The organism is Novipirellula rosea (genome assembly GCF_039541335.1).
Lineage (GTDB): Bacteria > Planctomycetota > Planctomycetia > Pirellulales > Pirellulaceae > Novipirellula > Novipirellula rosea.
Genome location: NZ_BAABGA010000006.1, coordinates 1 through 12,421, shown reverse-complemented (window position 1 = coordinate 12,421; position 12,421 = coordinate 1). Strand labels below are relative to the sequence as shown.

At 56.4% G+C, this 12,421-nt stretch carries 9 protein-coding genes; 6 read left to right on the top strand and 3 right to left on the bottom strand.

Annotated elements, in window-relative coordinates:
• Positions 1–87 precede the first annotated feature (87 nt).
• On the bottom strand, positions 88–777 hold the full coding sequence (locus tag ABD971_RS00825) for a DUF480 domain-containing protein (protein WP_345318511.1): 690 nt from the start codon (positions 775–777) through the stop codon (positions 88–90).
• A 346-nt stretch (positions 778–1,123) separates the two neighbouring features.
• Between ABD971_RS00825 and ABD971_RS00820 the strand changes: the two genes are divergently transcribed.
• The 4 genes from ABD971_RS00820 (at position 1,124) to ABD971_RS00805 (ending at position 7,769) form a co-directional block, all read left to right on the top strand.
• Complete coding sequence (locus ABD971_RS00820) at positions 1,124–2,755, top strand: sulfatase family protein (RefSeq protein ID WP_345318509.1); 1,632 nt, start codon at positions 1,124–1,126, stop codon at positions 2,753–2,755.
• A 326-nt stretch (positions 2,756–3,081) separates the two neighbouring features.
• Positions 3,082–4,131 (top strand): ROK family protein, encoded by a 1,050-nt coding sequence (locus ABD971_RS00815; RefSeq protein WP_339946510.1) that lies wholly within the window; start codon positions 3,082–3,084, stop codon positions 4,129–4,131.
• 80 nt (positions 4,132–4,211) lie between these two features.
• Positions 4,212–6,011: a translation elongation factor 4 gene (gene lepA, locus ABD971_RS00810; protein ID WP_339946509.1), complete on the top strand. Its 1,800-nt coding sequence runs from the start codon at positions 4,212–4,214 to the stop codon at positions 6,009–6,011.
• 231 nt (positions 6,012–6,242) lie between these two features.
• On the top strand, positions 6,243–7,769 hold the full coding sequence (locus tag ABD971_RS00805) for an ammonium transporter (protein ID WP_345318505.1): 1,527 nt from the start codon (positions 6,243–6,245) through the stop codon (positions 7,767–7,769).
• Here ABD971_RS00805 and ABD971_RS00800 read toward each other — a convergent pair.
• Entirely contained in the window at positions 7,766–9,034 is a 1,269-nt protein-coding gene (locus ABD971_RS00800; protein ID WP_339946507.1) for an MFS transporter, read from the bottom strand. The genes ABD971_RS00805 and ABD971_RS00800 overlap by 4 nt on opposite strands.
• A 95-nt stretch (positions 9,035–9,129) precedes the next feature.
• On the opposite strand from ABD971_RS00800, the gene nth reads away from it, so the two are divergent.
• A complete protein-coding gene (nth, locus tag ABD971_RS00795; RefSeq protein ID WP_339946506.1) occupies positions 9,130–9,801 on the top strand; it encodes an endonuclease III in 672 nt (223 codons plus the stop codon).
• A 26-nt stretch (positions 9,802–9,827) separates the two neighbouring features.
• Here the strand turns inward: nth and ABD971_RS00790 are convergent, their stop codons facing one another.
• Complete coding sequence (locus ABD971_RS00790; protein ID WP_339946505.1) at positions 9,828–11,069, bottom strand: BaiN/RdsA family NAD(P)/FAD-dependent oxidoreductase; 1,242 nt, start codon at positions 11,067–11,069, stop codon at positions 9,828–9,830.
• Positions 11,070–11,207: 138 nt separating this feature from the next.
• Here ABD971_RS00790 and ABD971_RS00785 point away from each other — a divergent pair, with 138 nt between their 5' ends.
• Positions 11,208–12,362, top strand: a complete 1,155-nt coding sequence (locus ABD971_RS00785) for an aminotransferase class I/II-fold pyridoxal phosphate-dependent enzyme (RefSeq protein WP_345318501.1) — start codon at positions 11,208–11,210, stop codon at positions 12,360–12,362.
• Positions 12,363–12,421: the final 59 nt, after the last annotated feature.

The following is a 12,421-nucleotide window of genomic DNA, read 5'->3' as shown; positions in this document are numbered from 1 at the left end:
GATAGGCTTCCGGCCTGTCATGCGGTCCTCTAAGCAGAGCACCTTAGGCTTGTCCGATCGCTTAACCACTTTTTCCTGCGTCTTGAATTACGACTCGAGTTCGTCGATTCGTTTTTCCAATTGATCGATACGCTCGTTCACCGATTCGAGTCTGGCGATCAACGCATCGACTGCGGTGTTGCTGGCCTTGGCCGGCGACGGTGATGGAGACGCGTCGGATGCAGCGGCTTGTTTTTCCAATCGAGCTTCGAGGTACTGGCGTTCTTCGGGCGTATACAATTTGTGCGTGAACGTTTGCCCGCGTCCCGGAGGCGAGAGCGGTTCGACGAGATCCTTTGCGATCAACGAGTCGACGACCTCTTGAGTCGCTTTCAAATCCTCCAACGCATACATCCGCGAAGCTCGCGTGCGGATTTCGCCCAGTGTTTGGCGGCCACGAAGCAGCAGTTCGGTCATCACCGCGGCACCGGGGCTATCGACATCAAACCATTCGTACGCCGCGTGACGGTACTTCGTCGCTCGGCCGCTGCCTTGGACTTCACGTGCCGCGCCGACTCGTTTTAGCTCGTCCAAAGCCGTCAAAATGTCGTCTTCGTCCAACTGCAATTGAGGCGAACGATTTGATTTTTGGTTGCTGCCGCTGATCAGTCCCGACATCGTCAGCGGATAACTATCGGGAGTCGTTTTGGCCTTTTCCACTAGCACTCCCAAAACACGGCGTGCGTTACGCGAAAGGGCGACTGGTTTGGGCTTCTCTTCACTCGTTTCGTCGGACATGGGTAAAACCGCCTGCGCATGTTGGATGATAAAAAGGGTGATGCACCGCTATCTTGGCGTCCCAAAGGGCGGTTAAGCAACTCCCCCTCTTTTCTACAAGCGTGGCAAAGATTAGCTATCATGGTGGGCACTCCTCCGCAGACGTCTGCCTAGTGCTGCGTCGCAGCTAAGGATTAGGGTTGGTGGTAGCGGAAGTCGTCAAGACTTTCGTTGCGTTTGCCAACCGATCCGAAACTCTTGACGAGTTCCGCTACCCTAAAGGTAAACTGCGCCGTACCGCTACAGAACTTAGCGATCGTTTTTCGCGGTGTTGTTCCCTACCTCACTCCCACAGGCTTCGTTGACGATGAATCGACTGCTTTCCTATTTATCGCTCGCTCTGTTCAGTGTGATCCCGTTGCTAGGCATCCCGTCTCTGACCCATGCCGCGGATCGTCCCAACATTGTGATGGCGTTTGCTGATGATTGGGGGTGTCACGCCAGTGCGTATGGCAAGCTGAACCCGGGCGGACTGGATGACCTCGTAGCGACACCTCATTTTGATTCAGTTGCCGAGCAAGGAGTGTTGTTCACACGCGCGTTTGTCAGTGCGCCATCGTGTACGCCGTGTCGCAGTTCGTTGTTATCAGGCCAACATTTTTGGCGATGTGGTTCGGCATCGATCCTGCAAAACGCTGAGTGGGATTTCGAGATTCCCTCGTACCCGCTGCTGTTGGAATCGGCCGGATACCGAATTGGACACACCTACAAAGTGTGGAGCCCTGGAACTCCGGCCGATGCGCCACATGGCGGTGCCGCTCGCGGGTTTAATCGTGCAGGCCGCAAGTTCAATGGATTTTCGCAAAATGCGATGAAGGGGAATGACCCAGATGCTCGAAAAGCAGAGCTGTTGGACGAAGTTCGCGGCAATTTGCTCTCGTTCCTCGATCCAAATGGGGACCAGACCGTCGATGGCGAACAACCGTTTTGCTATTTCTTTGGACCTACCAACTGTCATCGCAAATGGGTTGCCGGAAGCGGCAAGAAACTGTGGGGGATCAACCCTGACGACTTCGCGGGCAAGATCCCGCCGTACCTGCCCGATGTTCCGCTCGTTCGCGAAGACTTTGCCGACTACTTTGGCGAGATACAAGCGTTTGACGCGGGGTTGGGCGTGATCATTGATGAACTGAAGCGACTGGGCGTTTACGACAACACGATCCTGGTGGTCAGCGGTGACCATGGTTTCCCCGGTGTCACGCGAGGCAAGTGCAACTTGTACGATTTTGGCACCCACGTTCCGCTGGCGATTCGTTGGCCCGCTGGGATGAAAAAGCAAGGCCGCGTCGTCGATGATTTTGTCTCGCTGCCCGATCTGGCCCCAACGTTTTTGGAGGCCGCAGGCGTTTCGATTCCCGAGACGATGACCGCGAAATCGTTGATCCCGGTGCTTACTAGTAGCAAGTCGGGAACCGTCGATGCAAAACGCGACGCCGTCTTTACCGGACGTGAACGGCACGTTGCCGCGGCACAGCCTGGTTTTACGCCGTATCCGCAACGGGCGATTCGCACCGATCAACATTTGTTGATCATTAACTTTGCACCCCAGCGTTGGCCGATGGGGTCGGGGCCGGGTTATGGCGAACCTGCTACGGCGATGCCGAACTTTGCCGCATCGCGAGAAAACACGATGGTCGGTTTTCGAGATATGGATGGTAGTCCCACCAAAGCTTGGATTATGACACATCGCGATTCGGATCCCCGGTCGTTTGATTTTGCCTTCGCTCGGCGTCCACGCGTCGAACTGTACGATGTCCAGAAAGATCCGCACTGCATGAAGAATCTCGTCGACGATCCCGCATCGCAATCGGTCCGCAGTCAACTCGAGTCACGGTTGATGTCCGAGCTAAAACGGACTGGCGATCCACGGGTGTCCGATAACGTGATTTTCGAGTCCGCGGAATTTACGAAGCCATACGTAAAGAACAAAAAGAAATAACCGACGAACCGTCCTGTTGCTATCAAATGCCGCTATTTTTTTCCGGCAAATTACAACCCGAAGTGTTAGCGAGGGATCGCGTCAAGATCGAGATTCCCTCGCTAACACTTCGGTTATCGAGGGAATGAATGTTTTATTGGGCCAGACGTCTTTAGTTTCGCCGGTCGATCACGCTATCAACCAGCCCTTATGCGGCGGGTTAGGACGTTGTGGCGGTCCGCACGGGGGATCACGGTTTGCGGGGGGCAGTTGTCCGTTGTGGCAATTTGTCCCCCTTCTTATACTGCCATGCGAACTGCGAATTCTAACCATCACGCGATCGTCCCATGTCTGATACCCCGAACATTACTCCGATCTCTGACGCCTCGGCTCCTTTTTTTTGGGGCATCGATATCGGTGGCACCTCGATCAAGATTGGGTTGGTCGACGACGAAGGGCACACATTGGCTTTCGAGCGACTGCCGACGCGTGAATCCGAAGGCCCTACTGCGGCAACGCAGCGAATTGCGGCGGTCATTCAAGACATCGAGGGCCAACTTGGCATTTCGGACAAAGTGCGACGCGTTGGATTGGGAGCTCCTGGACCGATGGATCTTTCCACCGGCTACCTCGTCGCCCCGCCTCAGCTACCGAGTTGGTGGGACTTTCCGATCCGCGATTCGATCGCAAAGATGCTTGAGCGGCCGGTTTCGTTCTTGAATGACGCCAATGCGGCTGCCTACGGCGAATTTTGGCTCGGCAGTGGGCGAAACGACCAATCGATGTTGCTTTTGACGCTCGGCACCGGGGTCGGGGGCGGGATTATTATCGAGGGTGAATTGGTCAATGGCACGAACAGTTTCGGCAGCGAATGCGGGCACATCATCGTCGATCCGTCTCCCACCGCCCAGTTGTGTGTGTGGGGCGGGGGACGCGGTCAACTCGAAGCTTATGCGTCGGCCAGTGCGGTGGTTCAGCGGACTCGGCAACGGTTGACCGAAGGGGCCAAGAGTTCGCTCAGCGGACTGCTCGGCGGCGGCGACAGTGAATTGACCGCCAAACGTGTTTATGAAGCTGCCAAAGACGGGGATCCGCTGGCGCTGGAAATTGTCGATGAAACCGCTCGCTGGTTGGGTATCGGGTTAACGACCCTGATTCACACCCTTGATCCTGGTTCTGTGGTGCTCGGAGGCGCCATGAACTTTGGCGGGGCAAATTGCTGTATCGGCAAACGGTTTTTGTCCAAAATCTCAGAGGAATTCCGTGTTCGCACCTTCGAGAATGTGTTCGAGGGAACGACAATTACGTACGCCACGCTTGGCGGCGACGCCGGATATCTGGGAGTCGCTGGTTACGCCCGACGTCAATTCAACAAAGATCACGGCGTCAAGAAATAAGGCTTCGTTAAGCCGATTTCTCGAGTCTTTCTCGTTCAAACCCGTTTAGTACCTCGGCCGAGAACGGCCAAAGAACCAATATGTCAGTCCACATCCGTAACTTTTGCATTATCGCCCATATTGACCACGGCAAGAGCACGCTGGCCGATCGATTGCTCGAACACACCGGCACCGTGACGCTGCGTGAAATGAAATCGCAGCTGCTTGATGACTTGGCGCTCGAGCGTCAACGTGGGATCACGATCAAGGCGCGTGCCGTCACGATGCGATTCAAACGCGGCGGCAAAGATTACGAATTGAACTTGATCGATACTCCCGGTCACGTCGACTTTCACTACGAAGTCTCGCGGTCGTTGGCGTGTTGCGAAGGCGTGCTGTTGTTGGTCGATGCCTTTCAAGGGGTCGAAGCCCAAACGGTGGCCAACGCTTACGCCGCGATGGAGCACGATTTGAAGATCATTCCCGTGATCAACAAGATCGACCTGATGCACGCTCGGCCCGACGAAGTGGCCGAAGAAATGATGAACTCGTTGGGGACCGATCCAGACGAATGCGTTCGCGTAAGCGCAAAGACCGGTGTTGGCGTCGACGAGTTACTCGACGCGATCATCGAGCAAATTCCGGCACCGACCGGTAATCCCGAGGCTCCGCTACAAGCGATGGTGTTCGATTCCAGCTATGACGATTTTCGTGGCGCGATCACCTATATCCGCGTGATGAACGGCACGGTTCGCAAAGGACAAAAAATTCGCTTTCTGCGTGCCGGGTCGACTCACGATGTGATCGAGCTGGGACGCTTTGCACCGGCGCGTGAATCGTGCGAGGAACTAAAAGCAGGTCAGGTAGGGTATTTGATCTGTAACATCAAGAGTCTCGGTGACGTGCATATCGGCGATACCGTTGGACCGCCGGGCAAAGAATTGGTTGAACCGCTGCCTGGGTATTCGCGGCCAAAACGGATGGTTTATTGCGGATTGTTCCCCAGCGATGGCCAAGATTTTACCGAGCTGCGTGATGCACTCGAGCGGCTCTCGATCAATGATCCAAGCTTCGAATTTGAACCGGAAACCAGTGAAGCCCTTGGGTTCGGGTTCCGCTGCGGCTTCCTTGGGCTGCTGCACATGGAAATTGTTCAGCAGCGGTTGGAGAACGAATCGGACGTCGATCTGGTGCAAACCGCACCGAACGTCACGTATGAAGTCGTTAACAAGCGGGGCGAGACGCTGACGATCCATAAACCGCAAGATGTGCCCGATCCTGGTGACATCGAAGAATTCCGCCAACCGATCGTTCGCTGCAGTGTGATTGTGCCAAATGATTTCATCGGCGCGGTCATGAAGCTTTGCCAAGAACGCCGCGGGATCCAAAAGTCGCAAGAGTACCTTGGTGCCCAACGCGCGATGTTGACTTACGACATCCCGCTTGCCGAAGTCGTTTACGATTTGCATGACAAGATCAAGAGCTGTACCAAAGGCTACGGCACACTCGATTACGAGATGGTCGGCTACGAGCCCGCTGATCTTTGCCGGATGGACATTATGGTCAACGGCAACCGAGTCGACGCACTCAGCGTGGTGTGTCACCGCGCCGACGCGGATCGTCGCGGTCGAGCGGTGGCCAAGAAATTGAAAGCCGAAATCGAACGCCACATGTTCGAAGTCGCAGTGCAAGCAGCAATTGGAAGCCGCGTGATCGCTCGCGAGACCGTTCCTGCGATGCGAAAAAACGTAACGGCGAAATGTTACGGCGGTGACATTACGCGAAAGCGTAAATTGCTGCAGAAGCAAAAAGAGGGCAAGAAGCGGATGAAGGCGATTGGCAACGTCGAGATTAGTCAAAAAGCGTTCATGGCCGTGCTGAGCGATTCTGAAGGGGGCTAAATCCCCGGGGGGCATTTCCCTACGCTTCTAGCGGACGCTCACTCGCATTATCCTTAATGTTCAATTTTAGGTGCCGGCGGAGGCACCGTGTTCCAATCAACAACGCTTCTTCACGTTAAACAGGTGTCCCATTCTCGGATGGGAACAAAGGCGGCCTGGATTAAACGCGATCAAGATTCCCCGTGCGCGGGGCGTTGTTACGGTGGTAAGCACTTCTAGAGGATAATTACGGTGAAGCAGACATTACTTATCGGGGGTTTTTTGGCGTTGCTGTCTTTCGCCGCCCAGCCCAGTTCAATCGCGGTGGCGCAGGACGATGAGGCCGCGGTGGCCGCAGTGGTTGTTGCAGAAGAGGTTGTTTCGGAGAGTTCTGAAACCCTTTCCGGCAGCGAACCGGTCGCGCAGGATGTACGGACAGCTGATGCGGCCTCCGCAACCACAGCCGAGTTGGAAGAAAAAATCGCCGCCGCCGCTCTGGCTGGCCACAACGCTTGGATGTTAACCAGTTGTGCGTTGGTGCTGTTTATGACCGCACCGGGTTTGGCCATGTTCTATGGAGGTCTGGTTCGCCGGAAAAACGTGCTCAGCGTTTTGATGCAGTGCATCTTTCTGATGGGCATGATGACTGTGCTATGGGCTGTGGTAGGATACTCGTTATCCTTTGGAGGCTCGGGAGCATGGGTGGGTAACTTTGATTATTTGTTCATGAACGGCGTGCAACGCTACTGGAGCGATGCAGCGGGTGCTCCGGTCACTCCGATGTACAGCGATGATATTCAGATCCCGATGCTCACCCACATGCTGTTTCAAGGCATGTTCTTTATTATCACTCCCGCACTGATCTGTGGTGCGTTCGCCGAGCGAATGAAGTTCAGCGCGATGGCGGTCTTCTCGGTGCTGTGGGGCCTGCTAATTTACTGTCCACTGTGTCACTGGGTTTGGGACGGCGGCATTTTGGCGTATGGATCCGAGCATGCGTTTGCGGGCGGAGCATTAGACTTTGCCGGAGGCACGGTGGTTCACATCAGTAGCGGGATTTCCGCATTGGTCGCCGCCATTTTGATCGGGCCTCGCATGGGTTATCTGCGAGAACCGATTCAGCCCCACAATCTTACCTTCACCGCCCTGGGCGCAGCGATGCTGTGGGTGGGCTGGTTCGGTTTCAACGCAGGCAGCGAATTGTTGTCCGATGATTTGACCAGCAGTGCGTTTGCCGTCACTCACTTTTCCGCCGCTGCCGGTGCATTGGCGTGGGTGTTGACCGAATGGTGCATCTTGAAGAAACCAACCGTGCTGGGCGCGAGTAGCGGCGCGGTTGCTGGATTGGTTTGCATTACGCCCGCCGCCGGCTTTGTTCAGCCAATGCCCGCGCTGCTGATGGGCGCTCTGGCAGGAATCGTTTGCTACTTTGCTTGTAGTAAGCTGAAGCACGCGTTGCGATACGATGACGCGCTGGACGCGTTCGGAGTCCATGGTGTTGGTGGCACGCTCGGAGCTGTGTTGACAGGCGTTTTCGCCACGCGAGCGTGTTGGAATATCGCGGGCGAAAGCAAGCTAGGGCTGATCGAAAGTGGCGACCCTAGTTTGTTGATCGGCCAAATTGTTGCCATCTTGGTAACCTACGCGTTCGCAGGTATCGGCAGTCTGATCCTGCTGAAACTGATCGACGCCGTGATCGGACTTCGCGTTCACGCCGAGAGCGAGCAACGGGGGCTGGATATCACCGACCATGGCGAAGAAGGTTACACGTTCGCTTAGGTATCGCCGACGCGAAACAGCAAACTCACCGCAGCCGTGATCGTCAAGATCGCGGCTGCGGTCGTTTGTGCGGTCGTGATCGAGGTTGCTTCGGCGAGTTGACCCCACAGAATCGATCCAGTGGTCATCGAAAACGCCATCGCCGTCAAGTAACATCCCATGCCGCGGGCTCGCATCCGAGCAGGAAGTGTCATCTGAGCCGTCGAATTCAGCGTCGTCAATGTCATCATCCACGTCGCACCCATCAGCAAGGTGGCAGCGCATACGATCACCGTTCCTGTGTAATTGGCGATCGTAGCCAAGCCGATTGCAAAACCCACCATCGCGATGGCAATCGTTTGGTCAGCGCCACGGCGACGCTGGAAATGAGGCAGCGTCCAAGCGGCAAACACCGCTCCGACACCGACGCAGCCCACCAGGAAACCAAACCCGCTGGCGCCCCAACCGAGATGTTGTTTCGCCACCAACGGCAACAGCGACCATAATGCGCTTCCCGGTAACACGAACAACACCACGCCGAGGATCGTGTGCCGCATCGCCACGGTTTTGGCCACGTAGCGAAGGCCTTGGTACATCGACAAGCGAAACGAAAGCCCGCGTGAGGATTCTCGGCGTGCTCGTTTCCATGACAATAAAACGGTCAACACTCCGGCAAACGACAATGCATTGATCGCAAACGCGGTCCACACACCGGCCATCGCGATCAAGATGCCGCCCAAGGCAGGGCCGACCGCACGCGCGAGATTGAAGCTGATGCTGCCCAGCGCCACCGCGCGAGCGAGCTGATTCTTCGGCACAAGTTCCGGGATCGATGCTTGCCAAATCGGAACGTGCACCACCATGCCCAGGCCAATCACAAACGTGAACACCAGCAGCAATTTGGCGGTGATCATGTCGCTAAACGTCAGCGAAGCCAGCGTCGCGGTGCAGGCACAGAGGACAAATTGCGTACCGATCAACATTCGTCGCCGGTCGATGCGGTCGCCCAATACGCCGACGGGAATGGCTAAGAAAATAATCGGGGCTGCCATCACGGTTCGCACGGCGGCAACCATTTCCGGCGAGGGGTCCAAGCTAGCCATCAACCAACCCGCACCCACTTCGTGAATCCAGGTGCCAAGATTCGACGCCAACGATGCGAACCAAAACGCGCGATATAGCGGGTTTTGTAAGGGGGCCCAAGCCGACGAGGAGGTCAGAGTACGGGCGGCGAAAGATCCGGCCAACGATTTGACCTTGTTCCGGCCGCGGTCATCTCGATCCATCAAGCAATTCCTCGACGCGGGGGGCCAGAGATGGTAGAAGTTCCCTCAAAAGACAGCAAAACGTAATTTACGAGCGAGTCCAAACGGGCTCGCCAATGCAGGATAACGAAAAAGTGAAGAAACAGGAACGAGCCGACCGTGTGCGGCAAAGACTCAGTCAGCTGTACCCGAATCCCCCCATCCCGCTGGACCACACCGATGAGTTCACGCTGTTGATCGCGGTCCTGCTGAGTGCCCAGTGCACCGACAAAAAGGTCAACGAAGTAACGCCCGAATTGTTCGCTGCCGCTGGCACGCCTCAGGCCATGGTAGAGCTAGGGCAAGAAGAAATTTTGCGTTTGATTCGTCCGATCGGTTTGTCGACCAACAAATCCAAAAGCATCTACAAGTTGTCGCAGTTGTTGCTCGAGCGACATCAGGGCGAGGTGCCGAAAACATTCGCCGAGCTTGAAGCACTACCCGGCGTGGGGCACAAAACCGCTTCGGTCGTGATGGCTCAAGCATTCGGGGTTCCGGCGTTCCCCGTTGATACTCACATCCATCGACTCGCTCAGCGATGGGGTCTCTCCAGTGGCAAGAATGTGGTCGATACCGAACGCGACTTGAAAAAGCTGTTTCCCGAATCGTCGTGGAATGACCTGCATCTGCAAATCATCTACTACGGCCGCGAACACTGCACCGCGCGTAGCTGTGACGGCACCAAGTGCGGGCTGTGTGTCGAGTTGTATCCGAACCGCAAAAAGCCCGTCGTCTGGAACAAGCCATAGTAGCGGAAGTCGTCAAGACTTTCGCCTCACTCTACCGTTGCTGCCGCGATTCCCGCGGCTCTTCCGGTGCTGAACGCGGCTTGGAAATTGTAGCCGCCGATCCAACCATCCACGTCCAGCACTTCGCCGGCAATGTACAGTCCCTTCACGACTCGGCTTTCCATCGTTCGCGGATTGACCTCTTTCAAGTTGACTCCGCCTGCGGTGACTTCGGCTTTGCTGAAGCCGCGAGTCCCGGTGATCGGCAACGCCAATTGTTTGATACCGGTCACCGTCGCTCGGCGACCCGCCTTGGTCAATTCAGCAATCGTCGGGTCACCACACATCTCGTTGGCCACGGCCGTGGCCAGCCGGCTTGGTACCCATTGGCTTAGCACATTGGAAAGCCGGCGACGCCCGGCTCCGCCAGCGGTATCGCACAATGTCGCTTCGATTGCTTCGGCCGGTACGTCGGGAGCCATGTCGAGTTGGACGCGAACGCGAGCGAGTTTTTCAGTCAGCGTGACAATCCGGCTGACATCCATTGCCGCGGGTCCCGAGAAACCAAAGTGGGTGAACAACCAAGACGAACGCCGGCTCATGGATTGTTTTGACTTCTTCGCTTCGGAGGTTTGGTTTTCCGCCGTCACGATGCAGTCCTCCAGTGTGATGCCCGACAACGCCTTGGTCCACTCAAAGCCACCGGTTAGCGGCACTAGTGCCGGGCGGGTGTCGACGATCGAATGTCCGAGTTTTTCGAGCCAACCGTAGCCATCGCCCGTGGTCCCACAGCCTGGCCAACTTCGCCCACCCGCGGTCACGATCACTCGATCCGCATTGTAGGTCTCGTCATCGGTTTCAATCTGCCAATGTTCGTTGCTGCGGGTCAGACGTTGCACCGATTGCTGACGAATGATTTGCACACCGGACTCGACTGCTTGCCGCTGTAGTGCATCGCGCACTTCGATCGCACGATCGCTTTGCGGGAACACTTTTCCGGTGCTTTCGACCTTGGTCGCGACCCCCAAATCGGCAAACATGCGCACGACTTCCGATGGCGGAAACGCTCCGATCGTCGGCTGCAGAAAGCGAGACGCATGCCCAAACCCAGGCAATATTCCGCGTGCGTCGGTGTCGTGAGTGACATTGCAGCGAGTCCCCCCGGACATCAGGATTTTGACGCCCGTCTTGGTGTTTTTTTCCAGCAGGATGACGTTCGCACCGCGTTTTGCCGCTTCTGCGGCCGCGACCATTCCAGCGGCTCCGGCACCGATGACGACGATTTGCATGAGGGATTCGTGTAAGCGAAAAAGGAAGGGAGAGGGACAACGATGCCGCGTGCCTCGTCTGGCTTGTCGACCCGTCGGGCTTATCATAACCTTGCCGAAACATTCCTACGACGCCTACTCCTTCTTACTGCGCTCGTCATGCCCTCGTTTGATTATCTCGCTGACCGGCTTGCCGAATTGAGCTCGCAGCATCGACTGCGAACCCTGGCGGCTCGCCAACCTCAGGGCGTCACGTTTGTGGACGCCGCGAATCGTCGGCTGGTCAATTTCGGCAGTAACGATTATCTCGGCTTGGCGACATCCGGGTTGCCGATTGCGTCGCTTCCACGTGAGAGTGGCAGCACCGCCAGTGCGTTGGTGTGTGGCTGGACCCCGCTGCATCAACAGCTTGCCGAAACGATTGCGGAGCTTGAGTCAACCGAATCGGCAGTGTTGTTCCCGAGCGGTTACGCGGCCTGCAGCGGCACGGTCGCCACGCTAGCCGAAGCAGGCGACTTGATCCTCAGCGACGCACTGAATCATGCCTCGTTAATTGATGGTTGCCGTTTGTCGCGAGCCGAGTGTGTTGTGTATCCGCATCGTGATTACGAATTTGTCGCAAGCGTACTGAAACAGCGGCGGCACGAATTCACGCGAGTTTGGATCGTCACCGACGGCGTGTTCAGCATGGATGGCGATGTCGCCCCCTTGGTTGAGTTGTGTGACACTGCCGATCCGTTCGATGCGTCACTGATCGTCGACGAAGCTCACGGCACGGGGGTATTAGGGGAAACCGGCAGTGGCGTTTGCGAAGCACTCGCAGTCAAAGACCGCATTGCGATTCGAATTGGCACGCTCAGCAAAGCGATCGGATGCCAGGGCGGTTTTGTGGTGGGGCCCAAGGTGGTGACAGATTATCTCGTCAACCGCTGTCGTTCATTTATTTTCAGCACCGCGCTAGCCCCGTCGACCGTGGCCGCCTCGATCGCCGCGTTTGAATCACTAAAAAGCGAGCCCGAGCGACGCCATCGAGTGCAGTCGCTTGCGATACAAGTGCGTGATCGATTATCGATATCAACATCGTGTGCGATCGAGAACACGGTCCCGATCGTGCCATTGATTATCGGCGAAGATGCGAAAGCGGTCGCAGCGAGTCAGACGCTTAGCGAAGCAGGCTTTTTTGTCCCCGCGATTCGCCCTCCCACAGTCCCGCTTGGCACCGCACGACTAAGGTTGTCCCTCTCGGCATCGCACACCGACGCCATGGTCGAATCGCTGCTCAGCGCCATCCAAAAGTGTGGCGTCCTCACGTAGGATAGGCTTCCAGCCCAGGGCTGTAAGGGTATGTTGCTAGGTTAATCCTAGCAGCTTCG